Source organism: Picosynechococcus sp. PCC 7117 (assembly GCF_001693275.1).
GTDB lineage: Bacteria > Cyanobacteriota > Cyanobacteriia > Cyanobacteriales > MRBY01 > MRBY01.
This window is the reverse complement of record NZ_CP016477.1, coordinates 836,282-855,488: the sequence shown is the minus strand read 5'-3', so window position 1 is coordinate 855,488 and position 19,207 is coordinate 836,282. Positions and strand designations below refer to the sequence as shown.

21 protein-coding genes are annotated in these 19,207 nt (G+C 49.2%); 8 read left to right on the top strand and 13 right to left on the bottom strand.

Translation table 11 applies throughout. The annotated features are described in order from the left end of the window. Positions 1-30 precede the first annotated feature (30 nt). Positions 31-774: a TIGR01548 family HAD-type hydrolase gene (locus AWQ22_RS04140; RefSeq protein WP_065710280.1), complete on the top strand. Its 744-nt coding sequence runs from the start codon at positions 31-33 to the stop codon at positions 772-774. Positions 775-990: 216 nt separating this feature from the next. Here AWQ22_RS04140 and psbN read toward each other — a convergent pair whose 3' ends face one another. Then, the gene (gene psbN / locus AWQ22_RS04135; protein ID WP_012306437.1) at positions 991-1,122 is read right to left on the bottom strand and encodes a photosystem II reaction center protein PsbN; all 132 of its coding nucleotides are present in this window, start codon (positions 1,120-1,122) and stop codon (positions 991-993) included. An 80-nt stretch (positions 1,123-1,202) separates the two neighbouring features. Here psbN and psbH point away from each other — a divergent pair, with 80 nt between their 5' ends. Continuing rightward, complete coding sequence (psbH, locus tag AWQ22_RS04130) at positions 1,203-1,406, top strand: photosystem II reaction center phosphoprotein PsbH (RefSeq protein ID WP_012306436.1); 204 nt, start codon at positions 1,203-1,205, stop codon at positions 1,404-1,406. Positions 1,407-1,482: 76 nt separating this feature from the next. On the opposite strand, the gene AWQ22_RS04125 is transcribed toward psbH, so the two are convergent. The 3 genes from AWQ22_RS04125 to AWQ22_RS04115 form a co-directional block, all read right to left on the bottom strand. Continuing rightward, the gene (locus tag AWQ22_RS04125) at positions 1,483-3,723 is read right to left on the bottom strand and encodes a serine/threonine-protein kinase (protein ID WP_232321470.1); all 2,241 of its coding nucleotides are present in this window, start codon (positions 3,721-3,723) and stop codon (positions 1,483-1,485) included. A 123-nt stretch (positions 3,724-3,846) separates the two neighbouring features. After that, the gene (locus tag AWQ22_RS04120) at positions 3,847-5,523 is read right to left on the bottom strand and encodes a DUF3352 domain-containing protein (RefSeq protein WP_065710279.1); all 1,677 of its coding nucleotides are present in this window, start codon (positions 5,521-5,523) and stop codon (positions 3,847-3,849) included. A gap of 300 nt (positions 5,524-5,823) precedes the next feature. After that, on the bottom strand, positions 5,824-6,492 hold the full coding sequence (locus tag AWQ22_RS04115) for a class I SAM-dependent methyltransferase (protein WP_065710278.1): 669 nt from the start codon (positions 6,490-6,492) through the stop codon (positions 5,824-5,826). A gap of 95 nt (positions 6,493-6,587) precedes the next feature. Here AWQ22_RS04115 and AWQ22_RS04110 point away from each other — a divergent pair, with 95 nt between their 5' ends. After that, the gene (locus tag AWQ22_RS04110; RefSeq protein WP_065710277.1) at positions 6,588-7,082 is read left to right on the top strand and encodes a hypothetical protein; all 495 of its coding nucleotides are present in this window, start codon (positions 6,588-6,590) and stop codon (positions 7,080-7,082) included. A gap of 21 nt (positions 7,083-7,103) precedes the next feature. Here AWQ22_RS04110 and AWQ22_RS04105 read toward each other — a convergent pair whose 3' ends face one another. The 9 genes from AWQ22_RS04105 to AWQ22_RS04065 form a co-directional block, all read right to left on the bottom strand. Next, positions 7,104-7,529, bottom strand: a complete 426-nt coding sequence (locus AWQ22_RS04105) for a ferredoxin (protein ID WP_030007600.1) — start codon at positions 7,527-7,529, stop codon at positions 7,104-7,106. 3 nt (positions 7,530-7,532) lie between these two features. Beyond that, entirely contained in the window at positions 7,533-7,916 is a 384-nt protein-coding gene (locus tag AWQ22_RS04100) for a DUF1257 domain-containing protein (protein WP_012306430.1), read from the bottom strand. A gap of 39 nt (positions 7,917-7,955) precedes the next feature. Then, positions 7,956-8,168, bottom strand: a complete 213-nt coding sequence (locus AWQ22_RS04095) for a DUF2997 domain-containing protein (protein WP_065710276.1) — start codon at positions 8,166-8,168, stop codon at positions 7,956-7,958. Between the two features lie 233 nt (positions 8,169-8,401). Next, positions 8,402-9,196 carry a Crp/Fnr family transcriptional regulator gene (locus AWQ22_RS04090; protein WP_065710275.1) on the bottom strand — a complete coding sequence of 265 codons (795 nt, stop codon included), beginning with the start codon at positions 9,194-9,196 and terminating at the stop codon, positions 8,402-8,404. A gap of 136 nt (positions 9,197-9,332) precedes the next feature. Next, entirely contained in the window at positions 9,333-10,379 is a 1,047-nt protein-coding gene (locus AWQ22_RS04085) for a sulfate/molybdate ABC transporter ATP-binding protein (RefSeq protein ID WP_065710274.1), read from the bottom strand. 67 nt (positions 10,380-10,446) lie between these two features. Then, on the bottom strand, positions 10,447-11,271 hold the full coding sequence (cysW, locus tag AWQ22_RS04080) for a sulfate ABC transporter permease subunit CysW (RefSeq protein ID WP_065710273.1): 825 nt from the start codon (positions 11,269-11,271) through the stop codon (positions 10,447-10,449). Next, on the bottom strand, positions 11,261-12,118 hold the full coding sequence (gene cysT, locus AWQ22_RS04075) for a sulfate ABC transporter permease subunit CysT (protein WP_065710272.1): 858 nt from the start codon (positions 12,116-12,118) through the stop codon (positions 11,261-11,263). Before cysT ends, cysW begins: the two co-directional genes overlap by 11 nt. A 54-nt stretch (positions 12,119-12,172) precedes the next feature. Further along, complete coding sequence (locus AWQ22_RS04070) at positions 12,173-12,466, bottom strand: NIL domain-containing protein (RefSeq protein ID WP_084448955.1); 294 nt, start codon at positions 12,464-12,466, stop codon at positions 12,173-12,175. Between the two features lie 48 nt (positions 12,467-12,514). After that, the gene (locus tag AWQ22_RS04065) at positions 12,515-13,579 is read right to left on the bottom strand and encodes a sulfate ABC transporter substrate-binding protein (RefSeq protein ID WP_065710271.1); all 1,065 of its coding nucleotides are present in this window, start codon (positions 13,577-13,579) and stop codon (positions 12,515-12,517) included. A gap of 324 nt (positions 13,580-13,903) precedes the next feature. Between AWQ22_RS04065 and AWQ22_RS04060 the strand changes: the two genes are divergently transcribed. From AWQ22_RS04060 to AWQ22_RS04040, 5 genes are all read left to right on the top strand, one after another. Further along, on the top strand, positions 13,904-15,724 hold the full coding sequence (locus AWQ22_RS04060) for an SLC13 family permease (RefSeq protein ID WP_065710270.1): 1,821 nt from the start codon (positions 13,904-13,906) through the stop codon (positions 15,722-15,724). Positions 15,725-15,894: 170 nt separating this feature from the next. Continuing rightward, complete coding sequence (locus tag AWQ22_RS04055) at positions 15,895-16,140, top strand: DUF5666 domain-containing protein (protein WP_157094576.1); 246 nt, start codon at positions 15,895-15,897, stop codon at positions 16,138-16,140. Positions 16,141-16,372: 232 nt separating this feature from the next. After that, positions 16,373-16,936, top strand: a complete 564-nt coding sequence (locus AWQ22_RS04050) for a peroxiredoxin (RefSeq protein WP_012306421.1) — start codon at positions 16,373-16,375, stop codon at positions 16,934-16,936. Between the two features lie 118 nt (positions 16,937-17,054). After that, positions 17,055-18,068, top strand: a complete 1,014-nt coding sequence (locus tag AWQ22_RS04045; RefSeq protein ID WP_065710268.1) for an NAD(P)/FAD-dependent oxidoreductase — start codon at positions 17,055-17,057, stop codon at positions 18,066-18,068. 160 nt (positions 18,069-18,228) lie between these two features. Beyond that, positions 18,229-19,206 carry a GntR family transcriptional regulator gene (locus AWQ22_RS04040; RefSeq protein ID WP_065711626.1) on the top strand — a complete coding sequence of 326 codons (978 nt, stop codon included), beginning with the start codon at positions 18,229-18,231 and terminating at the stop codon, positions 19,204-19,206. Position 19,207 lies beyond the last annotated feature (1 nt).

Sequence of the window (19,207 nt, the reverse complement as noted above, 5' to 3'; positions counted from 1 at the left end):
GCGATAGGTTTTGCAACAGAGGTGGTGACCATGGCGAAGGGGATTGTGATTTTTGATATCGACGGGGTGATTCGCGATGTGAGTCAGTCCTACCGGCGGGCGATCGCCGATACCGTTGAACATTACACCCAGGGGGAATATCGCCCCAGCAATGGTGAAATCGATAGTCTCAAGGCCGAGGCCATTTGGAATAACGATTGGAAAGCCTCCCAGGAACTGATCCGCCGTTGGGATGAGACGATTCCTGTCAATTTTAAAGAGCTCGTCGCTTTTTTCCAGCGCAAATACCGGGGTCACAATTTTGATGGGTATATCAACGATGAACCGTTGCTCGTCACCAAAGCCTATTTTGAGGCCCTCACCGCTGCCGATATTGCCTGGGGCTTTTTTAGTGGTGCCATGCGGGGTTCTGCTGAACACGTACTAAAAGGTCGTTTGGGCCTAGAAAATCCTGTGCTCATTGCCATGGAAGATGCCCCCGAAAAACCTGATCCCAAGGGATTACTCGCGGCGATCGCCCAACTCGAAGCCGCATCAGCCAAGACCCCCGTCGCCTACGTGGGAGATACCGCTGCCGATATGCGCACCATTACCAATGCCATCAGCCAGCAGCCCCAACGACGATGGCGAGCCATTGGGGTGATCCCACCCCACGCCCAGACTGGTGACGACAAGGAGTATATGTATGCCTCTAACTTGCAGGATGTCGGGGCCAATATTGTTCTCCCAGGAGTGCAAGAGCTCTTACCTGAGGTTTTGTTACAACTATTTTGACGTTTTTAAAACCCAGAATTTCGAGCAATCCCCCAAGAAAAAACAGCCCGGAGGCTGCCTGATCAACTTATTTCAAGTGAGCTAGTTGAAGTGCGTCAGATTGTGACGGTATAAAAAGACATCTCAAAAAGGGTTTTATGATGACAGCGAGACTGGGGAGAAAAACAACCCAGGCAGAAGAACCATGGGGCTTGATGTTAAAGGGTCGCTGCCCGCTTAATCTTCATGATCTTCAAAGGGATCCTCAAGTTCTACCGAAGGAGGCCCGAAGGCTGTGTAAATCGAAAACCCTGTTACGGCGATCACAACCACCGCAATGCCGATGCTAAGAACTGTTGCAGAATCCATAGGTGTATCTCAGTTTATGATGACTCTTCCTCTATAATATTACGGAACATTACAAAAATCCTTTACGATACACGAATCCTATGGCACAGCGTACTCGGTTGGGAGATATTCTCAAGCCTTTGAATTCTGAATACGGTAAAGTCGCTCCCGGTTGGGGCACCACACCGCTCATGGGCGTCTTCATGGCGTTGTTTTTAGTATTCCTGCTTATTATTCTCCAGATCTACAATTCTTCTCTGATTCTCGAAGGTTTTGAAGTGGATTGGACTGCCCTTGGTTTCTAAGGATTTGCCAATCACCATTTTTGAAGCCATTTTTCTGCTGAGATCCGGGTCTACCCGGATTTTTTGTGGTCGGTTGCTATAACCAGGGCACAATTTCCCGCAGGGTATCCCGGAGCACTTCTTTCAGGCTATCGGCTCCTTCTTTAAAATCATCTTGGGCTTGTTCCCACTGGAGACGCTCCTGGGCATCCTGGCGATCGCCTAAAATATCTGGGTCATTGGGCTTGTATTGGAGCGCTTCGTCGTAGGCATTAATTGCGGCTTGGTACTGACCCGTCGCTTTGTAGGCATTCCCCAAACGCGCCCAAATATCTCCATCGGCATCGTCTAGGCGGAGGGTATTTTCGTAGGCGGCGATCGCCTCGGTGTAATTTTCAGAGTCATAGAGTAAATTTCCTAGACTGCGCCAACTGGGACGATCATCGCTATTTAGGGCAACGACACGGTGGTAGGCATTGATGGCCGTGGGGCGATCGCTGTTTTGTTCTGCGTTCCAGGCGAGATGATACCAAGCCCGGTCGTTGTTGGGTTCGAGGCGAGTGACATTGGCAAAGGCATCCTGAGCTTCGGTGTAATTGCGGAGATTTTCTTGGGCCATGCCGAGGCTATACCAGGCGGGAGCGCGGTCTGGCTCCAGTTCTACTACCCGGATATAGGCATCTTTGGCGTCCCGGTACCGTTGCAGTTTGCTATAGCTGTTGCCCTGCTGGTACCAAATATCGGCGTTCCGGTCGTCAAGTTTGAGGGCCTGCTGGTAGGCGGCGATCGCCGCATTATATTCGGCGCGATTGTGGTGAATCCAGCCCTTCTCAAACCAGGCCCAGACCTGCTGGGAATCCAACCTGAGAAACGCATCGAGACTGCTAAGGGCGGCATCGGTTTCTTCGCGACGGAGATGAAGTCGAGCCTTTGTCTCCCAAACCACCGCTTGCCGGGCATCTTCTTGAATAGCGCGGTCGAGAAAGGTTAGGGCTTGGTCGTCCTGTTGGTGATCGCTGGCGATTTTACCTTTGCCCCACCAGGCTTCCCAACGGCGTGGATTAACCTCTAATAGCTGATCATAGGCCCCTAAAGCCGCGTCAAATCGTTCGAGGGCTTGGAGGACTTGGGCCTTTCCCAAAAGCGCTCCTTCATGGTCTGGGACAGTCTGTAAAATTTCTTGGTATTGGGCGAGGGCCTGCTCCAGTTGATTTTGAGATTGGGATAGTTGGGCCTGTTCGTATTGGGCGATCAGGGCTTGGCGCTCTGACCACCACCGCCACCCCGCATGAACACCTAGACCAGTGCCCACCAACGCCGCTAAGCCAACACCGAGAAGGGCGGCCTTGATCGCCTGGTGATTAACGCTCAAACGCTGGTATTGCTGGGAAACGACCGTTGAGAGGTAATTGAGGGGGGCGATCGCCGTTTGTTTAATATGTTGAATGCTGCCCGTTACGGGTGACAAAACACGGGTGCTCGTTTGCGGTGACTGTGTCCCCTGGGTCGCCAATGGCTGCAAGGCTTGTTGGGCTTCTGTAGCTGTCTCGAAGCGATCGCGCCAATTATGGTGCACCATCTTAGAGAGAAAGTGCCTGACCTCTGCTGAAATTTCCACTTGATCCTGCCATTGCACTTCCCCGGTTTGGGCATCGAGGGGAATTTTGTCAGGGGCGGTACCCGTCAGGGCCGTAATCGCAATCATCCCCGCCGCATAGAGGTCGCTACAGTAACGAGGATAGCCCTGAATCTGCTCTAGGGGCATATAGCCTTGGGTGCCGATGGCAATGGTGGGCCGACCGGAGGTACTGGCAAATTGGTGGGTGACCTGTTTAACCGCACCAAAATCAATGAGGCAGAGTTTTTGATCGGCTTGGCGGCGAATGAGGTTACTGGGGTTGAGATCCCGGTGAATTACCTGGTGCTCGTGGACAAAAACTAACAATTCCAGGATTTCTTGCACAAGGGTGATCGCCCTTGCCGGAGGACAAGGAGAAAGCTGCTGTAGTTCTTCCCAGAGACTTTGTCCTTCGATGTATTCTTCAACTAAATAAAACTCTTGGCCTTCCTCAAAATAAGCCAGCAACTGAGGAATTTGCGGGTGCTGACCCAATTCATCGAGAATTTTTGCCTCGGTTTCAAACAAACGCCGGGCCGTTGCTAAGGTTTCTGCGTCGGTGGTTTGGGGCTTGAGGAGCTTCACCACACAGATGGGCCGCTTTGGGCGATCGCGGTCTTCTGCTAAAAAAGTCGCCCCAAATCCTCCCTGGGCCAGAGACCGGAGAATATGGTAACGTCCGCGCAGGGTGTGTCCGGGGGCCAATAGGGAAGCAGTCATCGGCAGCGGGGAAATAAAAGCAACAGATTAAAATCGCAGGGGCAAGGGTTACCGGAGGACAAAATTTTCAAAAAGATCACCTTGTTCCATAGTAATCGGGACTTTCACAAATCGGGGGCCGTCTCAATTTTGTAAACGATTGGGGGAGAGGTTGAAAAATAGGGTTGATCGCCGAATATCTTGGGTACTGCCGGCACTGGTGAGGGTAAAGGCGCGGAGATGGTTAAAGAAGGGTTTGGCCACATAATCGACCACCCGCAGGATCGGCACTTGGGTTTTGAACAGTTGGGAACCTTGACGCCAATCGGCAAAAAGATAGCCGCTGTTTTCGGGAGGCAGTTGGGCAATGCTGGTCTGGAAATCTTTGTTTTTCAGGAGCGATCGCCCGGTATTAGCTTGGATCGCCCGGCTGAGGGTTTTTACAGAAGTGGCAAAGAGTTCGTACTCGTCAACGCTGAGGTGCGCCCCCCGGACATCGGCATTGAGTTGTACCAGCTCATCTTGGTCTTGGGTATCGATGGCTGTCCAGGCGGTGACGCGGCGATCGCCCAAGGGTAAACGCCCGACGCTTAAGCCTTTTTCCTGGGCCAAGCTATCAAAGTGTTCAATGACGGGATCGAGGTTGACCTCCGGTTGTCGTTCCGCCACAAAGAGCCATTCCACATCATTGCGTTCGGCATCGGGGACGAGGGCCAGGGCATATTCCCCAGAAATCCACGCAAAAATATCTTCGGGGAGGTCAATGCCGAGGGGATCTTGGATTGCGGCGACCGCCTGTTGCAAGATCTGGGATAAGGGACTTTTCGGATTTAACCCTGTAGTCGCTTCACCCCAGAGAGCGTTTAAATCTCGCCCAGCCACGGCAAACATCGCCTCCTGGGGAATGTAGTTGAGGACATGGGTCGGTGCCGTGGTCGCCCCTGGCATCAGGCTAGGTTCCGTGTCCCCAATCAAAGCCGTTTCCGCCACTAACCCCTCTGGATGAAGACCGATGGCGATCGCCAAACGTTGTTCGAGGGTCGGTTCCTCTGGGGTCGGATCGTTGGCAATCCAAGCGCTGAGGGCGGGTAAATTCGCCACCATCACGCCGATATGTTTCCGGTCAATGGTTTCTAGGGCTTCTGTATATTGCGGGTCATGGCTCAAATTCAAATCTGGCACCTGCACCGTATTAATCGCACTGCGTAGCACCTTTGCTTCGTTGGCAAACAGTACATAATTACCCACAATCGCACTGGCAAACCGATGGCTGTCCGCCTGGGGAATGACTAAATTGACCCCCTTATATTGATCAAACGTCAAACCCGCTTCTGGGGCGATCGCCTGTTCCGTATAAGAAAGCTGTAGAAATTCCTTGGCTAAGGCCTGATCCCGTGCTTCTACCACCAATAAATAACCCGGCTGCACCCCATTACTCGGATCGCGATCCACATCTAAAGTAGTCACCGCCAAGCTCAACTCGTCCCCCAGCCACGGTTCAATCTGCTTGCTGTAATCCAGTCCCGTCGCACTGAGTAAACTTGTTTTCACCTGTTGTAATTCCGTGAGCGTCGCCCGCCGTTTACCCCAAGGGGTTTGCACGAGGCCCAGGGCGGCTAATTTCTCTGGATTCACCACTAGCGAAAGCATCAATGGCGCTTGCCGGGGAACAAACAAGGCTGCTGCCGGATTGCGCGCCACCCCACCTTGCAACCAAGGTAAGGGACTCTGTTTAAAAATAGCGAACCAACTGCCTAGCCCCACCGAGAGCAGAAGCACCACCAGAAGACCGAGATACACAAAAAAGGAACGAGATTTCATGGGCTGCCTAGAAACGCACGGCATTTATTATCCCATTGTGCTGGGAGGATCGAAAATTCCCGACCGCGAAAAGGTCTATTTACGTTTTTTCGCCTTCCAGGTGCCGCCGTAGCGATAGTTAGGATTATTGGTTGCTAACTCGCGCCGACAATCAGGGCAAACCAACACTCACTGCTCACTCGCATCATATTGAATTCGGTAACGAACTGCCGCAATGGTTTGGCAATAATCACAGTTTTTCTCTCGAATACGCATGACTTCAGAACTGAGGCTAAAAAATTTATTCTTTGTTGCATGGCGTTAAGGCTGGGGAAAAATCAGCGTCCAATGGCGTTCTGAAGATTGATAAACTTGGGCCTTGGTTAAGCCTGCTTCGGTGGCGATCGCCTCAATTTCAGGCACCGTAAACGCCGCATGGAGCGAATCCCAGAATAATTGCCGTTGACGCGCATCAAAACCTGGCCCCTCGGCAGCAGCAACGATCTGGTCAATGGTGGCGGTGCTATCGGGACGAAACAAATCCCGCACGATAATTTTTCCCTGGGGTTTGAGGAGACGGCCCATTTCCTGAAAACAGGGCAACGGATCAGGTAAATGGTGAATCAGGCTATTAGAAATAATCACATCAAAGCTTTGGTCGGGCCAGGGCAAATTTTTCGCATCAGCATAAACCAACTCGATTTGTGCTGTTAAACCTGCGGCCACAACGTTTTTTTGTCCTAGAGCGAGCATCGACTGCGCTAAATCGGTGCCTTTAATCTGCCATTGGGGGCGCTGTTGCCCTAACAAAATCGGAATTTGTGCTGTCCCTGTGCCCAAATCTAAAACGAAAGCGGTTTCTTGGGGGTAAGTTGTAACCACGAGATCCGCAAAATCTTGATTCACCGCTCGAAAATCCATCGCATCGTAGGCGATCGCCTCGGCGGGATCGTCCATCACTTCCGGTTCTAAAATTCTTGTTAACGCCATCTTTCGTTTATTCCTGAAAAATATTTCCGGATTGATCTGATTGTCTAATGTTCTAAAAAATTCGCTACACTGCCGATGTTGAGTGTTCGTCTGTAATGTCCTTGTTCTCGCCCTTTCGTCTGATTTCTCTCATCGGTTGCACCAGTCTTTTGAGCCTTGGCGCTTGCCAAAGGATTGACCCGGCCCTCTACGACTGTCAAAAACTTTTGGCGCAAATCCAAAGCACCGTCACGGAAGCCCAGACCCTTGTCCAGAACGAACCAACGACAGAAGCTCCGCAAACTTTTAATTTTGAGCGTTGGCTCCAGGCGGCCGATGCCCTGAAAATGGGGGCCGAGGCGATCGCCCAACTGCGCTTACGGGATAGCCAGATGAAAACCTACCAAACGCAAATTAGCGATATTTACCAACGTCAGGCCGAAGCCACCTATGCCATGGTAAAAGCGCGCCAGGACAAAGACCTAGAAGCGGCCCAAACTGCCCAGTCCCTGAGCCAGACCGCAGGCACCGAAGAACAAACCATCGGCCAAGCCCTTGATGATTATTGCCAAGCCAAATATCAAGCTGTCACCGCTACAGAAGACCCATAAGCCAAGCAAAATTTAAAATGCTTAGGGTTTCCGGGAGGGTTTAGGTTTGCGGGCGATCGCCTGACCTGCCCCATCCTGGGGAAAACCGAGGGGCCGAATTACTTGGTTTTTCCTGGCGGCTTCCTTGGCCTTTAGTTCCGTGTAATCTAGCCAATGAATGCAGTCTACCGGACAGGTATCAATCGCCTCTTGGACGACTTCCTCAGCATCTCCATCCTGGCGATAGGCCCGGGCCCGACCATGTTCTTCTTCGATATAAAAGGTGTTGGGAGCCGTGTGGGCGCAATGTTTGCAGCCGATGCAGGTGGTTTCATCCACATACACCCCTTTTTGGCGCAGCAGGCCACCTAGTTCCGGTTCAAACCCAGACCGTTCTGTGTCATTTCTTAAAAAGCCCCCCAACTCCGGCTCAAAACCAGACCGCTGGGGGGAATTTTCAAAGGTCATACATTAGCTCCAGCGCTGGACGACGAGGCGAATCGAGCCATCTTCGTTTTTCTGCTGTTCACTGACTTGAAAGCCTTGTTTGTTGGTTTCGTTGAGGATGGTGTGGTAAGCATAGCCCTGGGTGAGACGTTGGAGGAAGCCATCAACGGTTAGGGGTTGCTGCCAGTATTGCAAGTCAGCGACGAGTTCATATTCATGGCCATTCCAGCTAAAGCCGATATCGTAGTCATTGTTCTGTTGGATGACAACTTCAGCGGTGCGGCGATCGCCTTTATAACCCCGCACAGCACTGGGGCCTTCTTTCCACTCAATGTCCATGTCCTTGAGGGCAGACTTGAGGGAAGTCAAATTACGGATTTTGGTTTTGATATTGCTGAAATGAGACATAGGATTTAACGGGGCTATTTATAGAGGTTTGCAAAAAAATCACCAATTGCTTTGGACGGGGTTCGTCGTCGTTGCAGTTTGGCTCACCGGTTGGGCAAAATATTCTGAGGTTTGTTCTTGGGAGAGAACAACGCCCAGTTGCTCTTCGATCGCAGCGGTCACTTCTTGGCATGAAGACCCGATAATGCCTGTGACCTTTTCTTGGACACGGCCATCAGGGTAAATGATGAATTCTAATGTCTCCATGTTCATGGGTGCGCTTCCTCATTGGCATGGTGGGAAAGTTGACCAATTTGGCGGGGGACAATATACGAAATTTTGCCCTTAACTTTCCAGCACATTTGTGTTTACAGCAGTTTAACAAATCTCGACAATGGGGGGGTAGCTTGCCGCCGCAAATCGTAAGATTCTTTTCATTTTTAGGTGGCTAAATAGATGATTTTCAATGGTGATTAGGCGATCGCCCCAATGGTTGACTCCCTCGCCTAGCGCAATGGCCACCAAGCCACCTTATCGCGGGTCGCACTATAAACTTCCTTGAGGCCTTCTGGATTCAACACATGGATCAGATCCCCTTGTCCCTCAGCGGATTTTTCTGTCTTAATCAGTTCCACCTTCGTCATCCCCTTCAACACCTGTTCCACGGTGCGGTGATTTAACTGGCAGGCATGGGCAATGATATCTACGGGGAGATCAAAGCTAAAAACGCCATCACGCTGGGGTTGATTGGCCAGCGATCGCTCTTGGTAAATCAAAGCCCGCAGCAGGGAAGCGACGGCCTGGGGCGGGTAGGTACTACAGTTCAGCAGATGGTACTGGAATTTTTCCCGTAACTCGAAACTCAGATTATAGCGATCGCGAAAATCAGCACTCTGGTCATAGATCCGTTGTACCGTTACTACCGGAATTTTCAGCACATCGGTAGTTTTGTAGGCTTCCACCAAACTGGGAAAACTCCGACTCACCTGCCCAAACCCAACGGGAAGATTGCGCATCCCAAAACAACTGCCCATGTAGGTGATTGCTAAGATGCGGTCGAGGGGCGTACTCCGCACAATCACTGGCCCCCCCGCAAGTAACACATAAAGAAATTCCAAATTATGGTTCGGGCGAAAAGCTGTATAGATCGGCCGACTGGAATAGAGTTTCTCAGTGATTAATTCCGCTGGATCAAGCCAATTTTGCAGTGCATCTGGATCCATTCCCCGAAAGAAAAAATTGTTTTCGGTTAACTCAGTGATGATTTCTGGCACTTTGGGAGCTTGGACAGATTTTGCCATGGAAATTACAAACGTATTAGATTCAGAAGCTACAGGCGTTTCTTTCTGATTCTAGTCGAAAAGCTCGATGTAACCGAGTCATCAATCGCCCATGGGTGGGGTTTTGCCATGGCCCAAGTTTCCTCAAACCGGGACATTAAGATTGCCTCGGCACGGGTTGGGACTTCGCATTGACCGCAAAGACTTTTGCCTGTTTCGGCCTGAGATAAACGGTTTGGCCAACTTCAATTTGTAATTGGGCAAGTTTTTCTCGACTAAGGTGGGCCATGATAATTTCTTGATCTGCCGTTAGTACCTCCACTTGAACATCGGAGCCTCGGTAAATGATTCGCTTGACTATACCGGGCAAAGCAGTCGGATCACCATCGATTTGTAAATCTAGATCATGAGGACGAACAAATACAGCATGGGTCGCGTGATGGGGGCTTGTGTTCGGGTGATTACGGATCAAGGAGTGATGACTGGGTAAAACATTCACTTCCCCAATGAAGTTCATCACAAACGGAGTCGCAGGGTGGTCATAAATTTCCGCAGGGCTGCCGACCTGTTCAATGCGCCCATGGTTCATCACAACAATTTCATCGGCAACTTCCATCGCTTCTTCTTGATCATGGGTGACAAAAATACTTGTGACATGAACTTCTTCATGGAGACGACGCAGCCAAGCTCGGAGTTCTTTTCTGACTTTTGCGTCTAGGGCACCGAAAGGTTCATCAAGCAGTAAAACCTGGGGCTGTACCGCTAGGGCACGGGCTAAGGCGACCCGTTGGCGTTGACCGCCGGATAACTGGGAAGGGTAGCGATCGCCTAAACCCTGTAGTTGAACCAGCTCTAATAGCTCTTCGACCCGCTGGCGGATCAGATGCTTGGGTTTTTTGCGGATCTCAAGCCCAAAGGCAACATTTTGGCGGATGGTTAGGTGTTTAAACAGGGCATAGTGCTGAAATACAAAGCCAATATTCCGCCGCCGAATATCTACATGGGTCGCATCTTGACCGTTGATAATCACTTGTCCATGATCAGGGGTTTCTAGTCCGGCGATCGCCCGTAGGAGGGTTGATTTTCCAGAACCAGATGGCCCTAATAAGGCAACCAATGTTCCTTCTTTGACTCCTAAATTGATATTTTCTAAAGCCTGAAACGTACCAAAGTTTTTATAAACTGAATCAACAAAAATACTCATTTTTTTCTACAGTAATAAGGGAAATTTTTATCAAGTTAAGCGAAATAAATCATGGCCTAAATTGCCATTAAGCGGAGTGGGTATTCCGTTCTAAGATCTCTTTCAGCACCAGCGTCACACAGGCAAGTAAAGCTAAAACAACCGCTGCCGCAAAAGCTGATTCTGTTGCGTAATTCATATGTTCTTGCTCTACAAAAATCGGTAGTGTTGCTGTTTTGCCGAGGATACTCCCGGAAACCACTGAAACAGCCCCAAATTCTCCCATCGCCCGGGCATTTGTCAGCAAAACTCCATAGAGTAACCCCCAACGAATATTGGGTAGTGTCACCCGCCAAAAAATTTGCCAATCACTAGCACCAAGAGTACGAGCTGATTCTTCTTGATCTGATCCCATTTCTTCTAAAACAGGAATAACTTCTCTGGCGACAAATGGCAACGTTACAAAAAGTGTGGCAATCACCATGCCTGGTAAAGCAAAAAGGATCTTGATATTTGCCTGTTCAAAAAGAGCACCTAGCCAACCATTTTGCCCATAAAGCAAAACAATCATCAAGCCAGCAACGACGGGGGAAATTGAAAAAGGAAGATCGATTACACTGAGAAACAGAGTCCGCCCCCAAAATTGTTTTCTTGCCAACACCCAAGCGGCGCAAAGACCAAATATTGTATTCAATGGCACGCTAATTAAAGCAATGATCACCGTTAATTTAACTGCTTGAATAAAAGCGCGGGCCTGGAGTGATTCAAAGAAAACGGAAATTCCTTGGTGAAAGGCTTCATAAAAAATGGCAAGAATGGGAATTAAAAGAATTAAAGCGAGATAAGTAATTGTAATCCCAATTAGCCATTGGGGAGAAAGTTTAAATTCAAAGGATTTAAGTTTAGTTTGCATAACGCCTTCCCCATTGTTGTAGAAAATTGATAATAAATAGAAGCAGCAAAGAAACAATTAACAGCACTGAACCAATCACCGTCGCCCCTTCGTAATCAAAAGCTTCTAGGCGTTGGAAAATTAACACTGGGGCAATTAGATCTTTGAAAGGAATCCCCGATGAAACAAGCACAATGGAGCCATATTCACCGACAGCCCGTGAAAATCCGAGGGCAACGCCCGTTAAGATTGGTGGGATTAGGGGTGGAAAAATAACGCGCCAAAAAGTCTGGCTTTCTGTCGCCCCTAAAGACCAAGCGGCGTGTTCTGTTTCTTCTTCGAGTTCGCGTAATACTGGCTGGAGAGTGCGCACCACAAAGGGAAGAGAAATAAATAACATCGCGATAAAAACGCCGATTCGGGTGTAGGCAATCTTGATCCCTAAGGGAGCAAAAAGTTGTCCAATCCAACCTTGATCGTTATAGAGTGTCGCTAAAACGAGACCTGCAACGGCTGTCGGTACAGCAAAAGGAATATCAATGGCTGCGTCAACAATTCGTTTGAGGGGGAATTCATAGCGGACTAAGACCCAAGCGATGATCGTGCCTAATAGGCCATTAATTGCCCCAGCAGCGATCGCCGTAATAAAAGTCACACCATAGGCAGACAAAGCCACCGGGGATAAAGCAATTTCTAGGTATTCTGAGGTGCTTAAGCTCAGGGATTTTTCGATTAAAGCGAAGGTCGGCAAAATCAAAATCAACGCTAGGTAAGTAATTGTTACTGACCAAGGGATTGTATTTTTTGGAAATTGGATTGACCTTGCCGAAAATAATTTACGCGGCAGTGCTAAAGATAGAATTTTCATCGTTTACATAACAGAAATGACTGGTAGATTACTGAAAAATTAAAGATATTTATTTCACCACCCGTCAGTTTCCGGAGACTCTTTATGGTAAACCCCAACATTATGATCCTCTAGGTAGAGGAGTGCGTCTTTTACTGCTTGATTAAGACCAGAAATCTGTAAATCAAACCAACCACTAACGGTATTATCTCGGCCTAAAGTTGCTGCCAAAATATTGACTTGAACATTATATTTAACAGCTAACTGGGTGATGATTGGATCCTGTTGATACTGCTTCGGGATTTGTACCAGAATATTAACTTGGGTGTGGCGATCGCCTGGATTTTTTTCTGCTGATTCATGAGACATAATTGCTGTACCTCTCCTATTCAAGAATTCAGCTTGATTTCTAATTCTTTACTGTTGAAAAATTTGATCAAAGATGCCACCATCACCAAAGAATTTTGGTTGTGCTTCGCGCCAGCCACCAAAGTCTTCAATGGTTGCTAGGTTTTTAATCGCTGGATATTGATCCGCGACTTGAGCCGCAACATCAGGATCTGTCGGTCGGAAACCAACTTCTGCAAAAATCGCTTGGGCTTCAGGGGTGAAGAGGAACTCAACAAAAGCCTCTGACACGTCCCGCGTATTGCGTTCATCAACGGTTTTATCCACAACGGTCACGGGATTATCGATCGCGATATTGAAATCCGTCAGGATGGTGTAGGGTTGATTTTCTCCTTGTAAGTTGGCGAGATAAACTTCATTTTCATAGTTCAGCAGAATATCTCCCTGTCCCTGTTGGTAAAAAACATCGGTAGATTCCCGTGCATTTTTTGGCAGAATTGGCGCATTTTTATAGATTTTGGTGACAAATTCCCGTGCTTCGGCTTCAGTACCACCCGTTTGAGTGATGGCACCCCAAAGACCAAGGAAATTCCAGCGGGCACCACCGGATGTTTTGGGATTGGCCGTAATAATTTCTAAGTCGTTTTCCGCAAGATCAGTCCACTGTGTAATTTTCAAATTGGGGTTACGGGGCACGATCGCAATCACAGAGGAAGTAACCACACTGTCACGGGGGGCTTCTGTTTCCCAGCCGGGGTCAATGAGACCAGCCTCTTCAATGGCGTTGATATCAGATCCCAAGGCGAGGGCGACAATATCTGCTTCCAAGCCATCGATGACGGCACGGGTTTGGGAACCAGATCCGCCATAGCTTTGCTCGATGGTTACGGTTTGTCCGGTTTCTGTTTTCCACTGTTCAACAAAAAGCGGAATGATTTTTTCGTAGGCGCTCCGGGTAACGGCATAGGTAACCAGGGTGATGGTAACTGGCTCTTGAGATTGAGTCTGAGCCGTTGTGGTTTCAGACTCGGGGGTAGTGCTCTGGTTTTGGTTGGGGCTACCGCAAGCGAAAAGACTACTACTCAATAGGGTGGCGATCGCCAAAGTTTTTAGGGACAAATTGGGCTTTCTCATTTTTGATTCAATTTCTTTTGAATTAGCAGCTAATCATAATCTAGTCTTGTTTGAATTGCAATTCATTTCAAATTCAATCTTGAATCATTCTCTGCTGTGCCATGATGAGAGTTGAAAAAAATTGACCCTGCCAAGGGTGCATGGCAATCCGTTCTAAGCTGTCAACCCTTCTCTATGCCTTTGTTTCAGATTTCTAAATCTTTTTTTCAGTCCTGGCGATCGCCCCGAACTTGGAACGCGATTCTGCCCTTTAATGTCATAAAAACGACTAAATTCTTTTCAACGGCGCCCATGCTAGGCGTTCTATGTGCTGGAGGATTTTCGATGGCAATGTTTGCGCAGTTGCCTTCTTTGGGGGAGGCGGCTTTCTTCGGTTTGGGTTGGCAAGGTTGGTTGACCCTCGGTCTGACTCTGGTGGCCTTTCTTTTAAATGCCCTGACGCCTCTCCCTGCCGAGGTGATTTTCCTTGGTGCCTTGGGAGCCTTGCTGCTGACGGGGGTGCTTGATACGAGTACTACCCTCGCCGGGTTTAGTAACGAAGGTTTGGCGACCATTGCGGTGCTTTATCTCGTGGTGACTGGCTTGCAACAAACCGGCTCTCTCAGTTGGATTTCCCAGCGGGTTTTAGGACTGCCGAAAGGAGAGTCTGCGGCCTTGATGCGGTTGATGGTGCCCGTGATGGGCCTGAGTGCTTTTCTAAACAACACCCCTGTGGTGGCGATGTTTATCCCGGTAGTGAACGAGTGGTGCCGCAAGCTGCGCATTAGCCCCTCAAAATTAATGTTGCCCCTAAGCTATTCCGCTTCCTTTGGGGGCGTCTGTACTTTAATTGGTACCAGTACAAACCTGGTGGTCAATGGCCTCTTGATTGCGGAAACAGACCATGCCGGTCTCGGCCTCTTTGATATTGCCTTGGTGGGATTACCCTGTGCGATCGCCGGTGTGACCTTTCTAATGCTGAGTCACAGTTGGCTACTACCAGAGCGCAAACCGGCCATTAGTGACCAAGACGATCTGCGGCAATACACCGTGGAAATGGTTGTCCACGAAAACAGTCCCCTCATTGGCAAAAGTATTGAAGAAGCTGGGCTACGAAATTTGCCAAACCTGTACCTGATTGAAGTGGTGCGGGATTCTTTGGTGTTGCCAGCGGTCAGCCCGCGCGAAGTTTTGCAGGAAAAGGATCAGTTAGTTTTTGTCGGGGCAGTGGATTCGATCCTCGACCTCAATCGACTCCGGGGGTTACAGCCAGCCACGGATCAAGTTTTTAAATTAGATACTCCCCGCTCTGAACGTTGCCTAATTGAGGCGGTTGTTTCCAATACCTGTCCGCTGATCCGGCAAACGATCCGGGAAGGAAAGTTTCGCAGTCGCTATAATGCCGTCGTTTTAGCCGTGGCTCGGAATGGGGAACGTCTCAAGGGAAAAATCGGGGAAATGCGCCTGTTGGCAGGGGATACCTTATTACTCGAAACCCACCCCACCTTTTTGGAGCAGCAACGGGGTTCCCGGGACTTCTATTTAGTCAGTGAAATTCCTGATTCGGAGCCGATGCGCCATGACCGTGCTCCCCTCGCCCTGGGAATTCTGCTGGTGATGGTGGTTTGTGTGGTGTTCGGTTGGCTCTCGATGTTAAAGGCGGCAACCCTAGCGGCGATCGCCATGATTGTTTTCGGTTGCTGTTCCCCCAGTCGTTCCCTCAAAAGTATTGAATGGTCTGTGTTGCTCGTCATTGGGGCCGCCTTTGGTTTGGGGAAAGCCTTAGAAACGACCGGGGCTGCTGGGGCGATCGCCGCCAATCTCCTGCAACTGGCGGGAGACAATCCCTGGCCCACCCTGGTTGTCGTCTACGGAATTACAACCCTCCTCACAGAATTAATTACCAACAATGCCGCCGCGGCGTTAATGTTCCCCATTTCAGTATCCCTAGCCAATACCCTCGGTGTGGATGTGATGCCTTTTGTGATTGCGATCATGATCGGCGCTTCGGCGAGTTTTTCGACTCCCATCGGCTACCAAACTAATTTGATGGTCTACGGGCCAGGGGGCTATAAATTCACCGATTATTTTCGGGTGGGGATTCCCTTGAACCTCCTGTTTTGGGTGGTGGCTTGTAGCATTATTCCTTTTATATTTCCTTTTTAGAACGATGGCACCACTTCACCTAGGGGAACTTTTCTAACCTCACTTATGTCCTGGAAAACTAATTCCATTCCCAGGAAACAGGAAGGAATTCAACTTTGCTGTTATAAAAATTTTTTAGGATCATGACATTTTTTGGAAAAGCCCTTCTTGCAACCATTGCGAGTAGTGGCTTGTTTCTAACTTCCATCCCGGCGATCGCTGATGATGATAATGAAATCGAAGGATACATCACGGCGATTAACCGACAGGATCAATCTTTAACTGTGAACGGAATTAGAATTTTTGCAAGCCCCGAAACTGACTATGATGATGGACTCAATCGATTCAGCGATCTGCGGGTAAATCAAAAAGTTGAGGTGGAGTATTTGAACTTCCGGGGTAACTACATCGCCATCGAAATTGAACTGGAAGATTAACTTTTTTTCTCTTCTTTTCTTTTTTTTTGTCTTCCTATGAATGGTCTTTGCCCCCGCAAGCATCCTCTATCTGGATAAACCTGGGGTGATCGCCATTCTTTTTTTGTGCCTGCCTCCGGGATCTGAAAACGAAAAGCTTGACTTATTCCTAAATAAGAATTATTCTGGCTTATTAAGAAAGGTTGAGACCTTTCCTAAAATTTTCTGTTATCACACTATCCAAGAGGTCCACATGGCTAGAGTACCTGACGTTGTCTTCAAAACCCGCGTCCGCGATGAATCCGTAGAAGGCCCCAACCCCTACCGTTGGGAAGACAAAACCACCGCTGACATTTTCGGTGGCAAGAAAGTTGTTCTTTTCTCCCTGCCTGGTGCTTTCACGCCCACTTGTTCCTCCAACCACTTACCCCGTTACGAAGAGCTCTATAGCGAATTCCAGGCCCAGGGCGTTGATGAAATCATCTGTCTGTCCGTAAACGATGCTTTCGTAATGTTCAAGTGGGGTAAGGAAATCGGTGCTGACAAAGTCTTCCTCCTTCCCGATGGTAACGGTGAATTTACCCGCAAAATGGGGATGCTCGTTGAGAAGTCTAACCTCGGTTTTGGGATGCGTTCTTGGCGCTACTCCATGCTCGTCGAAGATGGCGAAATCAAGAAGATGTTTGTAGAGCCTGACTTCTCTGATAACTGCCCCACTGATCCTTTTGAAGTATCTGATGCAGATACCATGCTGGCTTACATCAAGGGCGAATCTGCTCCTGGTGTTTCTGAACCCCGCAAAGAATTTGTTGGCTAAGTTTCTATCACCGACGCTCACCAAATAATTTTTTTAGACTAAGGCAAGGGGGGCGGCGATCGCCTTCTTTGCCTTTTTGATTTCTCGTACCACCGCCAAACCATTGGGGGACCCTGCCATGAAGCTTTCTAGTAAAAACCTCGAAACCCGTTTAGATACCGTCTATGATGCCATTATTGTGGGGGGCGGCATGGGTGGTTTATCCGCTGCAATTTACCTCGCCCGCTATGGCCTAAAGTGCCTCATCGTCGAAAAAGGCAGGGGCCGCTCCTTCTGGATGCAAGATCTCCGCAACTATGTCGGCTTAGACCCAGAAACCCCCGGGCGAGATATTATCCTCCAGAGCACCAAGCAGGCCATTGATTGGGGTGCGGATCACCTGCGGGGTTATGTCGAAGAAGTTACTGATGAAGGTGAAACCTTCGCCGTCAAAGTCAAAGTTGGCAGAAAAAATAGTAGCTATCCTGTTTTCCGCAGTAAATATGTAGTCGCTGCCTCTGGCATCATCGACAATCTCCCCGAAACCGATGATATGCAAAATGTCTATGATTATGCTGGCTATACGCTCCATGTCTGCATGATCTGCGATGGCTTCGATATGTGGGATCAAAAGGCGGTCGTCATTGCGGGCACCGAAGGACAGATCAACGCGGCTTTCGTCTTAAACTGGTTTACCCCCTACATCTCCGTGCTGACCCATGGCCTCGTGGAAGTGAGCGATGAAATGAAAGAAAAGCTTGCTGAACACGGCTATCCCCTCTACGAACAAAAAATTGTGAAATTCCACGGCGAAAATCACAAGATGAGCGGTGTTGAACTCGAAGATGGCACCATCGTCGAAGCCACGACAGGTTTGGTGAATATGGGCTCGACCTACTACAACGACTATTTGAAAGGGATCGATGGTTTGGAGTGGGACGGTGAAAACCTCGTAACCAACAATATGTGTCAAACGACCCATGAGCGAATTTTTGCCCTTGGTGATCTCAAGAAAGGCCTCAATCAAGTCTCTGTGGCGGTGGCGGATGGTACCTTGGCCGCAACGCAGATTTGGCGCAATATTCGTCGGGCGGCTCCACCCCGCAAGTGGGTTGAAAATGTCAGCGAACCCCATCCTTTCTTAAATGTCTAATTTTAGATAGGGCCTTGGTATTTTGGCTCGACCAGATAAATTGGTTATTTTATTCCTCAACTGTTGGGGAATTTTTTTGTGCCAATATTCAGCTATCTAGGCGATCGCCCAGGCATTTTTTCGGTTTGATGGAGGAGATCCTCTACGTGTGAATTCCCCCATGTTTTCTTTCCACATTCAGCCCGATAGCGAAATCCCTGCGTCCCAACAGCTCCTGGATCAATTGCAATTTGCGATCGCCTCCCATCAATTTAGGCACGATCAACGGCTGCCGAGTTTACGACAATTGGAAATGATGACCGGACTCCACCGCAATACCATCAGCAAGATTTACCGGGAGCTTGAAGTCCTTGGCCTCGTCAAGTTAATTCCCGGTTCAGGGGTTTATGTTCAGGATCAACGCCAGTCCTCCACGACGCCATCCGAAACCACTAAAGAGCCGTCGCCGCAACCCCAGGCTATTTTTGATGACGCAATTCAGCGACTGTTGGAGGCGGGCTATAGTTTGCCCCAAATTCAACAACTGTTTACTAAGGCCATTGATTGGCGTCTCGCCTGTGCCGCCCAGGTGATGATCACTGTTCCCCAGCGGGAATTGGGGGCTGGCCAGTGGATTTTGCAAGAAATAAGTCAGGCGATCGCCATCCCGATCCAACTGGTTCCCCTAGAAGCATTGGCCGAACGTTTAGAACAGGTCACGGCGGCAACCCTGGTTACTACCCCCTATTTCCTTCAGGCTGTGGCGGCGATCGCCCCCCCGAATATCCAGATCATCCCGGTCACACTCCATGATTACGGCCCCGAACTGACCCACATCAAAGCGCTTCCCCCCAACCACTGCCTCGGTCTAGTGAGCCTGAGTCCTGGCATTCTCCATGCTGCCCGCACCATTATCCATAGTCTCCGGGGGACTGAGCTGACCCTGATTACTAGCACGCCGACGGATCTGCCTCGTCTCCAGGCGCTAATCCGGCGCAGTCACATGATTTTATGCGATCGCCTTAGCTTGGAAACCGTGCAACAACAAATTAGCCGACTCCAACCCAGTCTTAGTCAGCGACCTAAAGTATTTCCCTGTAACAATTACATCAGTGAAACATCACTACAGTCACTGCATCAAGCCTTACAAAAATCCTAAT

Excerpts from the sequence above, each read along its gene's own strand:
- AWQ22_RS04140 (WP_065710280.1), top strand. The coding sequence starts at position 31 with ATGGCGAAGGGGATTGTGATTTTTGATATCGACGGGGTGATTCGCGAT.
- psbN (WP_012306437.1), bottom strand. The coding sequence starts at position 1,122 with ATGGATTCTGCAACAGTTCTTAGCATCGGCATTGCGGTGGTTGTGATC.
- psbH (WP_012306436.1), top strand. The coding sequence starts at position 1,203 with ATGGCACAGCGTACTCGGTTGGGAGATATTCTCAAGCCTTTGAATTCT.
- AWQ22_RS04125 (WP_232321470.1), bottom strand. The coding sequence starts at position 3,723 with ATGACTGCTTCCCTATTGGCCCCCGGACACACCCTGCGCGGACGTTAC.
- AWQ22_RS04120 (WP_065710279.1), bottom strand. The coding sequence starts at position 5,523 with ATGAAATCTCGTTCCTTTTTTGTGTATCTCGGTCTTCTGGTGGTGCTT.
- AWQ22_RS04115 (WP_065710278.1), bottom strand. The coding sequence starts at position 6,492 with ATGGCGTTAACAAGAATTTTAGAACCGGAAGTGATGGACGATCCCGCC.
- AWQ22_RS04110 (WP_065710277.1), top strand. The coding sequence starts at position 6,588 with ATGTCCTTGTTCTCGCCCTTTCGTCTGATTTCTCTCATCGGTTGCACC.
- AWQ22_RS04105 (WP_030007600.1), bottom strand. The coding sequence starts at position 7,529 with ATGACCTTTGAAAATTCCCCCCAGCGGTCTGGTTTTGAGCCGGAGTTG.
- AWQ22_RS04100 (WP_012306430.1), bottom strand. The coding sequence starts at position 7,916 with ATGTCTCATTTCAGCAATATCAAAACCAAAATCCGTAATTTGACTTCC.
- AWQ22_RS04095 (WP_065710276.1), bottom strand. The coding sequence starts at position 8,168 with ATGAACATGGAGACATTAGAATTCATCATTTACCCTGATGGCCGTGTC.
- AWQ22_RS04090 (WP_065710275.1), bottom strand. The coding sequence starts at position 9,196 with ATGGCAAAATCTGTCCAAGCTCCCAAAGTGCCAGAAATCATCACTGAG.
- AWQ22_RS04085 (WP_065710274.1), bottom strand. The coding sequence starts at position 10,379 with ATGAGTATTTTTGTTGATTCAGTTTATAAAAACTTTGGTACGTTTCAG.
- cysW (WP_065710273.1), bottom strand. The coding sequence starts at position 11,271 with ATGCAAACTAAACTTAAATCCTTTGAATTTAAACTTTCTCCCCAATGG.
- cysT (WP_065710272.1), bottom strand. The coding sequence starts at position 12,118 with ATGAAAATTCTATCTTTAGCACTGCCGCGTAAATTATTTTCGGCAAGG.
- AWQ22_RS04070 (WP_084448955.1), bottom strand. The coding sequence starts at position 12,466 with ATGTCTCATGAATCAGCAGAAAAAAATCCAGGCGATCGCCACACCCAA.
- AWQ22_RS04065 (WP_065710271.1), bottom strand. The coding sequence starts at position 13,579 with ATGAGAAAGCCCAATTTGTCCCTAAAAACTTTGGCGATCGCCACCCTA.
- AWQ22_RS04060 (WP_065710270.1), top strand. The coding sequence starts at position 13,904 with ATGGCAATGTTTGCGCAGTTGCCTTCTTTGGGGGAGGCGGCTTTCTTC.
- AWQ22_RS04050 (WP_012306421.1), top strand. The coding sequence starts at position 16,373 with ATGGCTAGAGTACCTGACGTTGTCTTCAAAACCCGCGTCCGCGATGAA.
- AWQ22_RS04045 (WP_065710268.1), top strand. The coding sequence starts at position 17,055 with ATGAAGCTTTCTAGTAAAAACCTCGAAACCCGTTTAGATACCGTCTAT.
- AWQ22_RS04040 (WP_065711626.1), top strand. The coding sequence starts at position 18,229 with ATGTTTTCTTTCCACATTCAGCCCGATAGCGAAATCCCTGCGTCCCAA.